The following is a 15,539-nucleotide window of genomic DNA, read 5'->3' as shown; positions in this document are numbered from 1 at the left end:
CCGACAGCGGCCGCGCGGACGTTTCGCGGCGTTCCGCGCTGATCGAGGTGAAAGGGGTGATTGGTGCGGGGCGCCGCCGGGCGGTCACTCCCGGGCACTACTATCGCCGGATGAGCTGGCAGGCGGCCGGGGCGGGGCCCGGCGGAACCGGAGGAACCGGCGGCACCGGAGGCGGCCCCAGCGGGGACCTGTTCGCGTCCGTCGAGGGCAACGTCCGCGAGCTGGTCGCCTCCCCCTGGTGGCAGACCGCCCCGCCCGCCGACCGCGCCGCCCAGATCGCCGCGCGGATGCTGTGGGGCCACGGCGAGTGGTGGCTGTACGGGGCGTGGGGCCGCTGGTACCGGTGCGGCCTGGACGGCACCTGGCATCCCTGCCCGCCGCCCGCCGGGTTCGACGACCGCCGCGTCGCCGTCCCCGCGCCGCAGGGCGCCGGGACGCCGCCCGTCCCGCCGCAGCTGTTCCCCACCGGCCCCGACCTGTCGGCCGGGCGGGTCGCGCCGCTGGGGTTCCTCGGGCCCGTCCCCGACACCGCGGTCGTGGCGCGGATCTCCCAGGCGCTCACCACGGCGCTGGCGGTCAACCCGCAGCAGTTCGTGCAGCGCGACCCGATGTTCCAGCCCGGCACGCCCTCCACCGTCGCGGCGGCGTGGGGCGCGCTGCTGTGGTGCGCGGGGTCGCCGGTGGCGCTGACCGAGCACCCGCTGATCGAGTCGTTCATCCCGTTCCTGACCACCTCGGCCGAGCAGCTGCACTGGATGATGCCGCCCGACCTCGGCACCCTGGCCGGCTACTACGTGCACCGGCTCGGCGCCGGCGACGGCGGCGGCGCCGCCCACGTCGCCCGCGTGATGTACGAGGTCGCGGCCGGCCTGCAGGCCGACCCGCGGTTCCGTCCCGGCGCGGACGCGCTCGCGGCGATCACGGCGGCGTCGCTGCGGCTGGTCAACCAGGACCTGGCGACCGTCCGGTACGGGCCGGACGCGATCGTGCAGGAGTGGCGGCGCCGCTGCCCGGCGGAGTTCGCGACGCCGATGGTCCGCGACACCGCGCCCGGCGAGTACCTGCGGCTGGCCCTGTACGACCTGCAGCAGGTCGTCGCCGCGCTGACCGGGCCCCGCCCGGCCGCGCCGGGCCGCGGGCACGACGAGGTCCGCCGCGCCGGGATCGCGGTGCTGGCCGCCGACCTGCAGGCCGCGCCGGGCGCGCTGCCGGCGCTGCAGCGCTGGCTGGACGCCGACAGCGCCCGGACGCTGCAGGCCGTCCTGAGCGACCCCGCCAACCCGCTGCGGTCGCTGTGGCCGCGCGACGGGCGCCTCCCGGACGCGCTGCGCAGCGACGACCCCGACGCGCTAGCCGCGCTGCTGGCCACCACCTACACGCTCGGGCTGACGTGGTGCCGGCTGGCGCAGGTCCCGCCGCCGGCGACGGGGTTCGTGGTGCCGCAGGCGGTCGCGGCGGAGCTGACGTCCCCGGCGATGCACACGCCGCCGTCCACCGACGAGCTGTCGGCGTGGGACATCATCAAGGCCGCCCGCGAGCATCTGGCGGCCGAGCGCGCCGGCGGCGACCAGCCGGTCGCGCCGGTGCCCGAGCCGGCGAAGGACGCGCCGGGCCCGCCGCCCGCGGTGGCGCCCGCGCCGCCGCCGGCCGCCGCTCCGGTGCCGCCGCCGTCCGCGCCTCCCGTCCAGCCCCAGCCGCCCGTCCCGGCGCAGCCGCCCGCGGCGCCGCCCGAGCCGCCGGGCCCGTTCGGCGCGGAGGCCCCGCCGACGCGGGCGACCCCTCCCCCGCCTCCTGCCGCCCCGGCTGCGCCGGTTCCCGAGTCGCCTCGTCCGGTGGACGAGCCGCCGGGGTGGCCGCAGCCGCGGCGCCCGGAGGTGACGACGGCCGACACGCCGCCCCCGCTTCCCGCCGCCGGGCCCGCGCCGTCCGCGGCGCCGGCCGAGCCGGTGTGGCCGGCCGAGCCGCAGGAGACGCAGCTGGACACCGACGCGTTCAAGACCCAGCTCGACCCGGGCCCCGCCTGGCCCGGCGCGGACGCCCCGCCGCCCCCGTCCCCGCCCGCCGCTTCGGAGCCGCCTGCCGCGGCGGCGCGGGAGTCCGTCCCGCAGGCCGACCTGCCGCCGCCGCCGGCGCCGGTGTCCGAGCCGCCGCCTCCGCTGCGTCCCGCGCCCGCCCGGGAGCGCAGCCCGCAGGTCGCCGAGGCGTACGGGATCCGGTTCCTGTGCGGCGCCGACGACATCGAACGCGCCGTGACCGAGGTGCGGCGGCGCGGCAAGTGGGCGCGGCGGCTGCGCGGGCAGGAGGTGTCCAGCGCGTCGGCGCCGGCGCTGCTGCTGATCGGGGCGCCCTCCAGCGGGCAGCGGCGGCTGGCGCGGATGGTCGCGGCGGCGCTGGCGGAGGTGGAGGCCTCCAGCGGGCAGGTCCACAGCGCCCACGCCGAGGACCTGCGCGAGCACGGCCCCGACGGGCTGCGCGCCGCGCTGGAGGAGCACGCGGGGCACGTCCTGCTGCTGGACGGCCTGGACGGCCTGATCCTGGACGAGGCGCAGGGCCCGGCGTACGCGTCGGTGCTGTACCGGGCGCGGCTGGAGGGCGTCAACGACACCGCGCTGCTGGGCACGTGCGAGCCGGACCGGGTCGGTGAGCTGTCGGCGGCGTCGCCGGAGCTGGTGACCGACCTGCGGGCGGTGCGGCTCCCCGACCTGTCCGACGCGGCGGCGCGGTCGGCGCTGGTGGGGCTGCTGGCCGAGGAGCGGCGGCTGCGGCTGGGCTCGGACGCCTGGACGGTGGTGAACCGCGACGTGGGGACGCTGCGTCCGCGCGGGCGGCTGACCGGCGCGCGGCTCGTCGAGGCCTACCTGGACCGGGCGGCGACCCGGCATCTGGGCAGCGCGGAGGCGACGCAGGCGATCGGCAGCGCGCTGTCGCTGACGGCCGCCGACTTCGAGGGCCTGGCCGCGGAACTGTCAGGCCGCTGACCCACCGCACCCGCGCGCCGCACCCCGCCTGCCCGCCCGCCGTGCCCCGCCCGCCGTGCCCCGGCCGTTCCGTGCCCGCTCCGGCCCTTGGGTTCCCCGGGCTCCCCGGGTTCCTTGAGGGCCCGATTCGCCTTGCCCGTAAGGGATTTGGGTCCCTGGCGCGCGGCGAAAATGTCGGTGGGCGTGGTCAGGATGGGGGGTGTGGATCGCGTAGACCGGCTGCTGGCGCTCGTCGCCGAGCTCCGCACGGCGTCCCCCGAGCCGCTGGATCCGGCCGCGCTCGCCGCGCGGCTGCGCGTCAGCGAGCGGACCGTCCGCCGTGACCTGGAGCTGCTGACGCACGGCGGGCTGCCGGTGCGGACGGAGAAGGGCCGCGGCGCCGCGCTGCCCGCCGCGCCGGACCCGGCGCCGCTGACCGAGGCGGGGTCGCTGGTCGGCCCGGTGCGCGACACGCTGGCCGAGGCCGTCCGCACCCGCCGGATCGTGCGGCTGGCCTACACCGACCAGTCGGGGGCGCGCAGCTTCCGCGACGTGGAGGCGCACGGCCTGGTCATCGCCCCCTACGCCGAGTACCTGGTGGGGTGGTGCCGGATGCGCGACGGGCCGCGGATGTTCCGGCTCGACCGGATCGGCGCGGCGTTCCTGTCGGGCCGCGGCGGCGAGGTCCGCGATCTGGACGCGCTGCTGGCGGCGCTGCGGGTGCCGATGCCGCGTCCTCCGGCCCTGGCGCCCGGCCGGACGGGCCCGCGCGGCCCGGCGGGCGCGGCGCGGGCGCGTGCGTGGACGCTCGACCGGCTGGAGTACGTGCGGTCCCGGCTGCGGGACGCGGCCGCGGAGGTCGTCCCGACCGGCTCCGGCCGGGCCCGGGGCTCGGGACGGGGCTCGGGGGCGGCGGCGCTGCGGGGGGTGCTGGGGCATCTGGCGGAGTGGACGCGGTGGCAGGCGGCGGCGGTCCGGTCGGCGGCGACCGGTGAGGAGCCGGTGCTGGCGGGGCGCCGCCCGCGGTTCCCCGACGGGTTCGACCGGGAGCTGCCCTACGACGCGCGGGAGCGGATGATCCAGGACGCGATGGCGCTGCGGTCGCTGGGCGAGCTGGCCCGTGACCTGGAGGAGGTCCTGGAGTCGGTGGCGCACTGGGCGGCGGGCTGCGACGACGCGCTGTGGGAGGCGGAGCTGCCCGACCCGCGGCCCTACGGCCCGCCGGGTCCGCCGCGTCCGCTGGCCGATCTGCTGGCGGGCTGGCGGGGGCCGCTGGCGCACATCGAGTGGCATCTGGACCGGCTGACCGACGAGCCGCCGCCGCCCCCGTCCGGGGACGACGAGGAGGTCTGGGTCGTGGACCGCTGCCCCCTGCAGGCCTGACCGCGCCCCGCCCCGCCCGGCTTGTCCGTCCCGCCCGGTTCGTCCGTCCTGCCCGGCTCGGAGAACCGGCCCGGGCCGCTGACCGCGCGCCGTCCCACCCCGCGCCACTCGCCGCGCGCCGCTGCGGGTCAGGCGGGGCGGCCGTCGTCGTGGTCGGGGGCGGCGGCGCCGGTGGTGAGGCGGCGGGTGAACCAGACGGTCTTCCCGGACGGTTCGGGCCGGGCGCCGTAGCCGGTGGCGAGCGCGGCGACCAGGAGCAGGCCGCGGCCGGCCTCGGACCAGTCCAGCACGCGCGGCTCGGCGGGCTCGGCGCCGGTCAGCGGCCCGGGCGGGCCGTCCGAGCCGGGCGGGTCGGCGGGCGCGGCGTCGCGGACTTCGCCGTCGACGCGGTCGCCGTGCACGCGCAGGGCGAGGCGGACGGGCCCGGCGCCGTGCACGACGGCGTTGGTGACGAGCTCGTCGACGATGAGGACGACGTCGTCGACGTCGCCGGGGTCGGTGACGTTCCATTCCCGCAGGGCGCGCCGGGTGAGGACGCGTGCGCGGGACGCGGCGGCCGGTCCGGCGGCCAGGTCCCACGCCGCGGCCCCCGCCCCGGCGTCCGCCCCCGCCCCCGCGCCGTCCGTGCTGTCCGTGTCGTGGTCTCCGGTGTCGGTCCGGCCGTCCCGACGGCCGCCTGCGCCGCCTGTCGCGACTGGGCGGTCGGCGGCTGTGCCGGCGGGCCGCCTGGTTCCGGTCCCCGTGGTGGTCACTGTCGTGTCTCCTGTCGTGCCGGTGCGTCGTGCCGGTGCGGTTTGTGCCGGTGCGCGCCGGTGCGGCTGTCCCCGGCCGCGTCCCGGTGGCGATGTCCGGCCGGGGACGGGTCGCGGCGCGGGCCGGCGGTCCCCGCGCCGGCGGCGGCCGCGTTCCCGGCTTCCCGCGTGTTCGGTCATAGTCGGGGACGCGTCGCGCGCGGGCGGGGTGCACGGGTGCAGGCAAGCGTCACCCGGGGGTGAGGTGATCGGCACACTCGGGGACGCGGTTGGGGAGCACCGGCGGGGAGCCGTTACAGTGGACGGGTCGGTGTGGCATGTGTCCCCCGGGCTCTACCTGACGCCTTCGGGGAATACCGCCGGTCCCATGCGGTCCGGGCTGGAGCTTCGTTGTGCCTTTCGCCGTGAGGCGACCACCACACCGGCTTGAACGCCGATGCCCCGGCGAGGACGTCCTCGCCGGGGCATCGGCGTTCGCGCGTCCGCGGGCGGGGTCGGGGCGCGCGGGCGGTGCTACGGCGGCGTCACAGTACGGCCGCGGCGATCGCGGCGCCGATCGCGGCGAGGACGATGATGACGGCGGCCGCGGCGAGGACGACGGTGCGGGCCCGGCGGCGGGGCGCGCCGAGCCGTGCGAGGCGATGGGCCAGCCGCGGTTCGTCCTCGCTCAGGCGGACCTCGATCTGTGTGAGGATCCGCTGCTCCTCCATCGACAGCGCCATGCTCTACCTCCGGGGGTCAGGTGTCTGGATTCCTCCCCGCGGAGCATGATCATTATCCCTGGGGCGTGGTGACGGTTGCCCCGCGCCCGGGGGCGCTCTGGTGGTGGAGGCGGTCCAGGGCGGTGACGTAGTAGGTGTAGGTGCGGCCGGGCTTGGCGGCGGGGTCGACGATGCCGCCGCCGCGGACGTCGGCGATGAGGCGCTTGGGGTCGACGGGCGCGCAGCCGGGGCGTTTGCCGTCCACCCGGTAGACGGCGTAGGAGGCGGCGCCCTCCGACGCCCGCCAGGTGACCTTCACGCCCTTGACCCCCGCGCCTGCCTGGGCGCCCTTGGCGCCGTCGCCGCCGGGGGCGGGCGTGGCGGCGGTGTCCTGGACGGGCGGCGGCGCCTTCCCGCCGCGCCCGGCGGGGACGGGCGGGACGGCGGGGCGGGCGTAGTGGTCCTCGCGCAGGCGGGCGGCGAACCCGCGGCGGTCGGCGGCGACGTCGGAGGCGCTGAAGAACACGTCGCCGCGGATCTTCGGGTGCCTGGCGTTGAGGGTGAGGTGCTTCGACAGCTCGGCGGGGTCCTTCCAGGCGGCGTCCTTGCCGACGCGGTAGGCGCCCTGCCCGATGGTGAGCTGCACGTCGGTGCCCTTGACCTGGTCGGCCCACCAGCGGGCGAGTTCGGCGTAGTCGGCGCGGGGGTCGCCGATCGGCCAGTACAGCTGGGGGGTGACGTAGTCGACCCAGCCCTTCCTGATCCAGGTGCGGGTGTCGGCGTAGATGTCGTCGTAGCTCTGCAGGGCGCGGGTGGCCGACCCTTCGGGGTCGGTGCTCTTGTTGCGCCACACGCCGAACGGGCTGATGCCGAACCGCACCCACGGCTTGGCGTCGTGGATCCTGCCGGACAGGGACTCGACGAGCGTGTCGACGTTCTTGCGGCGCCAGTCGCCCTTGTCCATGCCGCGGCCGTGGGCCTTGTAGGTGGCCTGGTCGGGGAACTCGCCGCCCTCGGGGTAGGGGTAGAAGTAGTCGTCGAAGTGGACGGCGTCGATGTCGTACTTGCCGACGACGTCCATGACGGCGCGGGTGGCGAGGTCGCGGACCTGCGGGAGGCCCGGGTCGTACCACAGGCCGGTCCCGTACTTGCGGACCCAGTCGGGGTGCTGGCGGGCGGGGCTCTTGGGCGACAGCTTCTTCAGGTCGTCCTGGCGGGACACGCGGTAGGGGTTGAACCAGGCGTGGAACTCCAGGTTCCGGGCGTGCGCCTCCTTGATCATGAAGGCGAGGACGTCGTAGCCGGGGTCCCTGCCCTGCGTGCCGGTGATCCACTGCGACCACGGCTCGTACGGGGAGGGGTAGAACGCGTCGGAGTTGGGGCGGATCTGCACGAACACCGCGTTCATGTTCATCGCGGCGGCGGTGTCGAGGAGCCGGGTGAACTGCGTGCGCTGCTCGGCGGCGGGGTCGGCGGTGTCCTTGGGCCAGTCGATGCCGGCGACGGTGGCGATCCACATGCCGCGCAGCTGCCGCGTCCGGTCGTCGCCGCCGGGCGGGTCGACGCGCGGGCACTCGGCCTTGGCGCCGGTGGGGACGGGCCCGCCGCCGTCGTCCCCGCCCTCGCCGCCGAGCGCGGGGATGCCGCAGCCGGCCAGCGCGCCCGCCGCCAGCAGGGCCGCCGCCGCCGTCCGGATCCTCGATCGCGATGCCATAGCGGCCCATTGTTACGCACCCGTTGCGATGCTGCGTACGGAACGCGAATGCCCGTGTGATGCCCGACCGTCCCGTTTCGCCCCGCCCCCGCGTTGCGATCTTCGAACATACGTTCCATACTGGCCGGAGGTTCATCGCTCAGACGTTCGAAATGGGGGCCGGGTGTGCGCTGGGACCATCTGCGGCTGGACGGCGACCCGGGCCCGGAGCCGCCGCTGATCGAGCGGCGGGCGGTGACGCGCACGTTCGACACCCCGGAGTTCCGCGGCATGACCTTCTACGAGGTCCACGCCAGGACGGTCGTGAACAAGCTCCCCGCCGCGTCCCGGATGCCGTTCCGCTGGACGATCAACCCCTACCGGGGCTGCTCCCACGCATGCGTTTACTGCTATGCCAGGAAATCTCACGAATATCTCGACCTGAACGCGGGCGCGGACTTCGACTCGCGGATCGTGGTGAAGGTGAACGCGGCCGAGCGGGTCCGGGCGGAGCTGGCCGCGCCGCGGTGGCGGGGCGAGCACATCGCGATGGGCGCCAACGTCGACTGCTACCAGCGCGCCGAGGGCCGCTACCGGCTGATGCCGGGGATCCTCGCCGCGCTGCGCGACGCCGCCAACCCGTTCTCGATCCTGACCAAGGGGTCGCTGATCCTGCGGGACCTGCCGCTCCTGCGGGAGGCGGCCGAGCGCACGGCGGTCAGCGCCGCGGTGTCGGTCGGGTCGGTCGACGCCGGCCTGTGGCGGCTGGCCGAGCCCGGCACCCCGCCGCCGCGCCGCCGGCTGGCGGTGTGCGCGGCGCTGAACGAGGCGGGCATCGGCTGCGGCGTCCTGATGGGCCCGGTCATCCCCTGCCTGTCGGACTCCCCCGCGCAGCTGGACGCCGCCGTCCGCCAGATCGCGGCGGCGGGCGCGACCTGGGTGTCGGCGATCACGCTGCACCTGCGTCCCGGCGCCCGCGAATGGTTCATGGCGTGGCTGCGCGCGCACCACCCGGAGCTGATCGTCCCCTACGCGCGCCTGTACGGGTCGGGCGCCTACGCGCCGCGCGACTACCAGGAGGAGCTGTCACGGCAGGTCCGCGACCTGGCGGCCCGGTACGGCATCGGCGACCGCGCGACGCACCGTCCCGCCCCGGCCGGAGCGGCTGCCGCGCCGCCTCCCGAGCCGCCGCGGCAGCTGTCCCTGCTCTGAACCCGCTCCCGGCGGTACGGGGGTCACCGCCGGGAACGCGAGACCCTTCACACGCGCCCGCCCTGCCCGCCGCCCGAGCGCCCCCGGGGGGCCGGCGGGCGGGGGTCAGGCGGCGCCTGCGCGGTGGGCGGGGTCGGCGCGGTGGACGGTGAGGCCGGTGCGGCCCGGGGCCAGGCCGGGCCGCAGGACGAGGTCGTCGTCGTAGTCGCCGCCCAGCTCGGTCCGGTACGGGATGGGCGCGGCGGTGGGCAGGGCCCGCAGCCGCTCGTCGAGCGCGGTCGCCGCGGCGTCGGCGTCGGCGGGCGCGGCACGGTCGGCGCCGCCGACGACCAGCGGCGGCAGGACGTCCATGCCCGTGTAGAACAGGGTGCCGTGCAGCAGGGGGAACAGGACGTCCTCGGCGTCGCCGTGGACGCCGCGCGGCCCGAGGCCGGTGGGGCGGGCGCCGGCGGTGGTGACGACCAGGGCGCGCCGCCCGGACAGGCCGCCGGCGCCGTAGCGCAGCGTGCGGCCGCCGCCGTCGGTGACGCCGAACGCGAACCCCTGCACGAAGACGCGGTCGAACCAGCCCTTGAGGATGGCGGGCATCCCGAACCACCACAGCGGGAACTGCACGACCAGCGCGTCCGCCCAGGCGATCTTGTCCTGTTCGGCGCGGATGTCGGGGGCCAGGTCACCGGCGGCGTACGCGCGCTCGGACGCGGCCCCGACGATGAGGCGGTCGAGTGGGTCGTGGCCGAAGTCGCCGGGGCCGACGACCGGGTTCCAGCCCATCGCGTACAGGTCGGAGTGGCGGACGCGGTGGCCCAGGCCCGCCAGGGTGGCGGCGCCGCGGTCGCGCAGCGCGCCGCCCAGCGAGCGGCCCTCGGGGTGCGCGAAGACCCACAGGACGTTCATGAGGCTTCCCTTCCAGTGCGGAATCCGGTGCCGTATCGGGTGCGGAATCGTGTGCGGTGTCGGGTGCCGTGTCCGATGCTGCCGGGGCGCGGGGCCGTCCACGAGTGGCCGGTCGGCCGAGATGTGCAAGGATCGGGCCGTGATCGACGGGAGGCACCGGGTGGCGGTGCTGGTCCGCGACGGTGTCCTGCCGCTGGAGCTGGGCCTGGTCCACCAGCTGTTCGGGCAGGCGCGCTCGTCCGGCGGCGCCCCGCTGTACGAGGTGGTGTCGTGCGCGGTCGAGCCGGGACGGGTCGCGACCGACGCCGACTTCGCCGTGACGGTCGCCCACGGCCTCGACGCGGTCGCCGCGGCGGACACGGTGATCGTGCCCGCGTCCCACACGCTGGACGAGACCCGCCCGGGCGACGGCCCCGTCCCGGCGGCGCTGGCGGCCGCGATCGGGCGGGGCGCGCGGGTCGCGTCGATCTGCACGGGCGCGTTCGTGCTGGCGGCGGCGGGCCTGCTGGACGGGCGCCGCGCCACGACGCACTGGCTGTCGTGCGACCGGTTCGCCGCGATGTTCCCCTCGGTGCGGGTGGACCCGGCCGTCCTCTACACCGACGAGGGGAACGTGCTGACCTCCGCCGGGGAGGCGGCCGGCATCGACCTGTGCCTGCACCTGATCCGCCGCGACCACGGCGCCGCGGTCGCCGGCGACGTAGCGCGCCGCACGGTGGTCCCGCCGCACCGCGACGGCGGCCAGGCCCAGTTCATCGCACGGCCGGTGCCCGAGCCGCGGCGCGCGTCCACCGGCCCGGCGCGGGCGTGGACGCTGCGGCACCTGGACCGGCCCGTCACCCTGGCGGACATGGCGGCCCGCGCGTCGATGAGCGTGCGGACGTTCACCCGCCGCTTCCGCCAGGAGACCGGCGTGTCGCCGCAGGTGTGGCTGACCGCCCAGCGGGTCGAGCGGGCGCGGCGGCTGCTGGAGGAGACCGACCTGCCGGTCGACCGGGTCGCCGAACGCGCCGGGTTCGGCACGGCGGCCTCGCTGCGCCAGCACCTGCAGGCGGCGGTCGGCGTCCCGCCCACCGCCTACCGCGCCACCTTCCGCGGCCGCTGACCCCCGCCCCGGGGCGGGGGGATCAGGCGTGTTCGGCGTCCAGCTCGACGGGCGCGGCGATCACGTCGACCATGGCGCCGTTGCGCAGCACCGTGATGGCCAGCGGACGCCCGATCGCCTCGGCGAACATCAGCCGCTGCAGCGACTGCGCCGTCGACACCGCCGCGCCGCCCGCGGTCAGGACCAGGTCGCCCCGGCGCAACCCCGCCCGATCCGCGGGACTGCCGGGCACGACCTCCGCGACGCGCAGCGCCGCGTCCTGCCCGACGCGGGCCCGCAGCGCCGCCGGGACCGGCACCGGCGCGGCGACCAGCCCGAGGAACGCGCGCCGCACCCGCCCGTCGCGGATCAGCGCGCCGATGATCCGCCGCGTCGTGGCGTTGATCGGCACCGCCAGGCCGAGCCCCATCCCGGCGACGGCCGTGTTGACGCCGACGACCCGGCCGCGGGAATCGGCGAGCGCGCCGCCGGAATTGCCCGGGTTGAGGGCGGCGTCGGTCTGGATGACGTCCTCGATCACGCGGACCACGGTGCCGGTGCGCGTCGGCTGCGACGTCGGCAGCGACCTGCCCAGCGCCGACACCACCCCCGCCGTCACCGACCCGGACAGCCCGAGCGGGTTGCCGACCGCGACGACGAGCTGCCCGACGACCAGCGCGTCGCTGTCGCCGAGCGTCACCGGCTCGGGGACGGGCCCGTCGGCGCGGACGACGGCCAGGTCCGACAGCGCGTCCGTGCCGACGACGGTGAACGGCGCGGTCGCGCCGTCGGCGAACGCCGCCTGCCCACCGGACGCGCCGCCGATCACATGGGCGTTGGTGAGCAGGAACCCGTCGCCGGTGAACACGACCGCGGACCCGGCGCCCTCCCCGCGCCGGTGCCGGACGCGCAGCGCCGCGACCCGCGGGGTGAGCTCCCGGGCGACGGCGGACACGACACGCGAGTAGGCGTCCAGCGGCGCGTCGTCGTGGGGGTTGGAGACCATCGCACCTCCAGGATGATTACATCGTTACACGGTAACGACGAGCGGGGAAGGGGTGTTCCCGCGCGACGGGCCGCCGCGGCCAGGGCCCCCCGCCGCGCGACGCCGTAGGGTGCGGGGCATGGACACCGCCGCGGGGACGACCGCCGAACCGGCCGTGGTCGAACGCGCCGCCGGCGTCGGCGGCGAACTGGTGCTGCGCCGCGCCGGCGCCCACTACGAGATCATCAGCAACGGCGTGTTCCTCATGGACACCCGCAACGGCGAGTCCGAACGGCTCCTGGTCCGCGCCGCCCTCGACGGACACGAGGGCCCCGCGCGGCTGCTCATCGGCGGGCTCGGCGTCGGGTTCTCCCTCGCCGAGGCCCTCGCCCTCCCCGACGTCGCGCACGTCACCGTCGTCGAACGCGAACCCGCCGTCATCGCCTGGCACCGCACCGTCCTGCGGCCCTGGTCGCGGGACGCGCTGGACGACCCCCGCGTCACCGTCGAGAACACCGACCTCCTCGACGTCCTCACCGCCCCGCCGCCCGCCCCGGACGGACGCTTCGACGCGCTGTGCCTCGACATCGACAACGGCCCCGACTGGACCGTCACCCCCGGCAACGCCCGCCTCTACGCCCCCACCGGCCTGGACCTGCTCGCCGCCCGCCTCACCCCCCGCGGAACCCTCGCGGTGTGGAGCGCCAACGCCGCCCCCGCGTTCGAGGCGCTGCTACGGAGCCGGTTCGCGCACGTGCGGACACGACCGGTGCCGGTCCCGCGCGGCGAACCCGACGTCATCTACCTCGCACGCGAGCCCGTCACCGGCAGCTGAGCGACATCCCCCGCCCGGCCGGCGCCCACGCCCCGCCGGCGACACGTCTGGCCGGCGACCCGTCCGGCAGGCGACCCGCGCGTCCGCGGTGTAAGGCACGTTCGCTAGGTTTCGACCTGACACCACACGTTTGGGAGGAACCGTGGCCACTGCCCACGCAGCCCGGCGGCGCCCCGCCGTCCTGGGCGACCTGCTGCCCGGCGCCCTCGCCCGCGACGCCGCCCTCGTCGCCGGCGCCGCCGCGCTCACCGGCCTCGCCGCGCAGATCGCGATCCCGCTGCCCGGCACCCCCGTCCCGGTGACCGGCCAGACCTTCGCCGTCCTGCTCGCCGGCGCCGCGCTCGGCCCCGGCCGCGCCGCCCTCGGCATGCTGCTCTACCTCGCCGCGGGGATCGCGGGCATGCCGTGGTTCACCGACGGCGAGTCCGGCACCGGCGTGCCCACCCTCGGCTACGTCATCGGGTTCGTGGCCGCCGCGGCCGCCGTCGGCGCGATGACACAGCGCGGCGCCGACCGCACCCCCGCCCGCACCGCCGCGACCATGCTCGCCGGCACGGCCATCATGTACGCGGCGGGCGTCCCCTACCTCATGGCCTCCCTGGACGTGGACCTCGCCCGCGCCGTCGATCTCGGCCTGACGCCGTTCCTGGCCGGCGACGCCCTGAAAGTGCTGCTCGCCGCCGCGCTGCTGCCGGCCGCGTGGAAATTCACCGGCGCCGCCCGCGACCGCTGACACCCACCGCACCCCTCGCGCCCGCTCCGCACGCCGCCCACACCCGTCCGTCCGGCCGTCCCGCCGTCCGGCCGCCCCACGCATAGGGCCCGGACGGACGGGCATCGTCCACACACCGGCCACCACCGGCCCGGCGCCCCCGCGAATGTGGCGCACACCTCACCGCGCACCCCGCCCCCGCCCGTTTGAACAGGTTCAAATCTGTCGTACAGTGGATCGCGTGAAGCTCGCCGTGACCGCACCGGACCAACTGTCCGTCCGCACCGTCCCGGTCCCCGACCCGGGCGACCTCATCGCACGGCTCCCCCACCCCGCCGCCCTCGCCTGGATCCGCCACGGCGACGGCATCGTCGGCTGGGGCGAGGCCGCCCGCCTCACCCTCCCCGGCGGCCCTGACCGCTTCACCGCCGCCGCCCGCCTCCTCCGCGACCTGTTCGGCAACGCCGCCGTCGACGACCCCGTCACCGCCCCCGGCACCGGCCCCGTCGCCTTCGGCTCCTTCGGCTTCGACCCCAAATCCCCCGACTCCGTCCTCATCGTCCCCCGCCGCATCCTCGGCCGCCGCGACGGCACCGCATGGCTCACCACCATCGGCGACGACACCGACCCCCTCACCCTCACCACCCCGCCCCACACACCCACCGGCCTGCGCTGGTCCCAGGGCGCCCTCCCCGAACACGCCTGGAAGGACGCCGTCGCCGCCGCCGTCGACCGCATCAAGCACGGCCGCCTCGGCAAAGCCGTCCTCGCCCGCGACCTCACCGTCCGCGCCGACGCCCCCATCGACGCCCGCGTCCTCCTCCACCGCCTCGCCCACCGCTACCCCGGCTGCTACACCTTCTCCTGCGCCGGCATGGTCGGCGCCACCCCCGAACTCCTCATCCGCCGCACCGGCGACCACATCGAATCCCTCGTCCTCGCCGGCACCACCGCCCGCGGCACCGGCCCCGCCGACGACCACGACCGCGCCGCCCGCCTGTTCACCTCCGCCAAAGACCGCGAAGAACACCGCTACGCCGCCGACATGGTCCGCGACGCCCTCACCCCCCTCTGCGCCGAACTCACCGTCCCCGACCAGCCCGAACTCCTCACCCTCCCCAACCTCACCCACCTCGCCTCACCCGTCCGCGGACGCCTCGCCGCCCACCGCTCCGTCCTCGACGTCGTCGCCCCCCCCCACCCCCCCCCCGCCGTCTGCGGCACTCCCACCGACACCGCCCTCGACCTCATCCGCGAACTCGAAGGCATGGACCGCGGCCGCTACGCCGGCCCCGTCGGCTGGGTCGACGCCCGCGGCGACGGCGAATGGGGCATCGCCCTGCGCTGCGCCGACCTCGACGGCACCCGCGCCCGCCTCTTCGCCGGCTGCGGCATCGTCGCCGACTCCGACCCCGACGCCGAACTCGCCGAGGCCCGCACCAAATTCCGCGTCATGCGCTACGCCCTCCAAGGCCGCGACGGCCCGCACGGCTGATCCCCTGAGGCCCTACGCCACCGGCGGCTGGCAACCCGGACACCAGAACAGGTTCCGCCCCGCCAGCTCCGCCGTCGCCACCGCCGTCCCGCACAGCAGGCACGGCTGCCCCGCACGCCGGTACACGTAAACCTCACCACCGTGCCCGTCCACCCGCGGCGGACGCCCCATCGCCTCCGGCGAATGCTCAGGACGCACCGTGTCGATCCGCCCCTCCCGCACACCATCAGCCATCAACACCACAAGATCCGCCCAGATCCCCGCCCACTGCGCCGCCGACAACCGCCGCCCCGGCAACCGCGGATCCACCCCCTGCCGGAACAGCACCTCCGCCCGGTAGATGTTCCCCGGACCCGCCACCACCGACTGATCCATCAGCAGCACCGCGATCGGCGTCCGCGAACGCCCGATCCGCCGCCACGCCACCTCCGGATCACCGTCCGCCCGCAACGGATCAGGCCCCAGCCGATCACGCAGCAGCTTCACCTCACCCGGATCCAACAACTCACACGTATTCGGCCCGCGCAAATCCGCGTACCCGCCCCCACCCGACAACCGCAACCGCACCACCCCCACCGGCGCGGGCGCCACCCCCGACCCGAACACGTACTTCCCGTAAATCCCCAGATGGACGTGCAACACCCGATCGTCGCCGAACCGCAGCAGCAGATGCTTGCCGTGCGCGTCCGCGTCCGCCAGCACCCGCCCGTCCAGCATCCGCGCACCCTCCGCGAAACGCCCCTGCGGACTCGACGCCGCAACACGACGGCCGCCGAACATCCGCTGATGTTCGGCGGCCAGCCGATGAATCGTGTGTCCCTCGGGCATGCCCC

At 76.6% G+C, this 15,539-nt stretch carries 13 protein-coding genes; 7 read left to right on the top strand and 6 right to left on the bottom strand.

Annotated features, from left to right (window positions below):
* The first annotated feature begins 110 nt into the window (after positions 1–110).
* Both ACH34T_RS11740 and ACH34T_RS11735 read left to right on the top strand, forming a co-directional pair.
* Positions 111–2,978 carry a hypothetical protein gene (locus tag ACH34T_RS11740; RefSeq protein WP_395992059.1) on the top strand — a complete coding sequence of 956 codons (2,868 nt, stop codon included), beginning with the start codon at positions 111–113 and terminating at the stop codon, positions 2,976–2,978.
* 201 nt (positions 2,979–3,179) lie between these two features.
* Positions 3,180–4,340, top strand: coding sequence for a helix-turn-helix transcriptional regulator (locus ACH34T_RS11735; protein ID WP_395992058.1), 1,161 nt, complete (start codon positions 3,180–3,182; stop codon positions 4,338–4,340).
* 128 nt (positions 4,341–4,468) lie between these two features.
* On the opposite strand, the gene ACH34T_RS11730 is transcribed toward ACH34T_RS11735, so the two are convergent.
* The 3 genes from ACH34T_RS11730 to ACH34T_RS11720 form a co-directional block, all read right to left on the bottom strand.
* A complete protein-coding gene (locus ACH34T_RS11730; RefSeq protein ID WP_395992057.1) occupies positions 4,469–5,092 on the bottom strand; it encodes an ATP-binding protein in 624 nt (207 codons plus the stop codon).
* Between the two features lie 524 nt (positions 5,093–5,616).
* A complete protein-coding gene (locus tag ACH34T_RS11725; RefSeq protein WP_131969916.1) occupies positions 5,617–5,814 on the bottom strand; it encodes a DUF3040 domain-containing protein in 198 nt (65 codons plus the stop codon).
* A 52-nt stretch (positions 5,815–5,866) separates the two neighbouring features.
* Positions 5,867–7,507 carry a family 10 glycosylhydrolase gene (locus ACH34T_RS11720; protein ID WP_395992056.1) on the bottom strand — a complete coding sequence of 547 codons (1,641 nt, stop codon included), beginning with the start codon at positions 7,505–7,507 and terminating at the stop codon, positions 5,867–5,869.
* Positions 7,508–7,672: 165 nt separating this feature from the next.
* Between ACH34T_RS11720 and ACH34T_RS11715 the strand changes: the two genes are divergently transcribed.
* Entirely contained in the window at positions 7,673–8,698 is a 1,026-nt protein-coding gene (locus tag ACH34T_RS11715) for an Rv2578c family radical SAM protein (protein WP_395992055.1), read from the top strand.
* Between the two features lie 105 nt (positions 8,699–8,803).
* On the opposite strand, the gene ACH34T_RS11710 is transcribed toward ACH34T_RS11715, so the two are convergent.
* The gene (locus ACH34T_RS11710; protein WP_395992054.1) at positions 8,804–9,595 is read right to left on the bottom strand and encodes an NAD(P)H-dependent oxidoreductase; all 792 of its coding nucleotides are present in this window, start codon (positions 9,593–9,595) and stop codon (positions 8,804–8,806) included.
* A gap of 160 nt (positions 9,596–9,755) precedes the next feature.
* Between ACH34T_RS11710 and ACH34T_RS11705 the strand changes: the two genes are divergently transcribed.
* Positions 9,756–10,700, top strand: coding sequence for a GlxA family transcriptional regulator (locus ACH34T_RS11705; protein WP_395992139.1), 945 nt, complete (start codon positions 9,756–9,758; stop codon positions 10,698–10,700).
* Between the two features lie 22 nt (positions 10,701–10,722).
* On the opposite strand, the gene ACH34T_RS11700 is transcribed toward ACH34T_RS11705, so the two are convergent.
* Positions 10,723–11,685, bottom strand: a complete 963-nt coding sequence (locus ACH34T_RS11700) for a S1C family serine protease (protein ID WP_395992053.1) — start codon at positions 11,683–11,685, stop codon at positions 10,723–10,725.
* Positions 11,686–11,803: 118 nt separating this feature from the next.
* Between ACH34T_RS11700 and ACH34T_RS11695 the strand changes: the two genes are divergently transcribed.
* From ACH34T_RS11695 to ACH34T_RS11685, 3 genes are all read left to right on the top strand, one after another.
* Positions 11,804–12,499: a spermidine synthase gene (locus ACH34T_RS11695; protein WP_395992052.1), complete on the top strand. Its 696-nt coding sequence runs from the start codon at positions 11,804–11,806 to the stop codon at positions 12,497–12,499.
* A gap of 142 nt (positions 12,500–12,641) precedes the next feature.
* Complete coding sequence (locus ACH34T_RS11690) at positions 12,642–13,232, top strand: biotin transporter BioY (protein ID WP_395992051.1); 591 nt, start codon at positions 12,642–12,644, stop codon at positions 13,230–13,232.
* 220 nt (positions 13,233–13,452) lie between these two features.
* Positions 13,453–14,706, top strand: a complete 1,254-nt coding sequence (locus ACH34T_RS11685; protein WP_395992050.1) for an isochorismate synthase MenF — start codon at positions 13,453–13,455, stop codon at positions 14,704–14,706.
* Positions 14,707–14,718: 12 nt separating this feature from the next.
* Here the strand turns inward: ACH34T_RS11685 and ACH34T_RS11680 are convergent, their stop codons facing one another.
* Entirely contained in the window at positions 14,719–15,534 is an 816-nt protein-coding gene (locus ACH34T_RS11680; protein WP_395992049.1) for an Fpg/Nei family DNA glycosylase, read from the bottom strand.
* Positions 15,535–15,539: the final 5 nt, after the last annotated feature.

The organism is Actinomadura sp. 9N215 (genome assembly GCF_044326345.1).
In the GTDB taxonomy this organism is placed as follows: Bacteria; Actinomycetota; Actinomycetes; order Streptosporangiales; family Streptosporangiaceae; genus Spirillospora.
This window is presented reverse-complemented; position numbering and strand designations above follow the sequence as displayed.

Bases quoted from the DNA above. Each gene is read 5' to 3' on its own strand.
- ACH34T_RS11740 (WP_395992059.1), top strand. From the start codon at position 111: ATGAGCTGGCAGGCGGCCGGGGCGGGGCCCGGCGGAACCGGAGGAACC.
- ACH34T_RS11725 (WP_131969916.1), bottom strand. From the start codon at position 5,814: ATGGCGCTGTCGATGGAGGAGCAGCGGATCCTCACACAGATCGAGGTC.
- ACH34T_RS11720 (WP_395992056.1), bottom strand. From the start codon at position 7,507: ATGGCATCGCGATCGAGGATCCGGACGGCGGCGGCGGCCCTGCTGGCG.
- ACH34T_RS11710 (WP_395992054.1), bottom strand. From the start codon at position 9,595: ATGAACGTCCTGTGGGTCTTCGCGCACCCCGAGGGCCGCTCGCTGGGC.
- ACH34T_RS11700 (WP_395992053.1), bottom strand. From the start codon at position 11,685: ATGGTCTCCAACCCCCACGACGACGCGCCGCTGGACGCCTACTCGCGT.
- ACH34T_RS11695 (WP_395992052.1), top strand. From the start codon at position 11,804: ATGGACACCGCCGCGGGGACGACCGCCGAACCGGCCGTGGTCGAACGC.
- ACH34T_RS11680 (WP_395992049.1), bottom strand. From the start codon at position 15,534: ATGCCCGAGGGACACACGATTCATCGGCTGGCCGCCGAACATCAGCGG.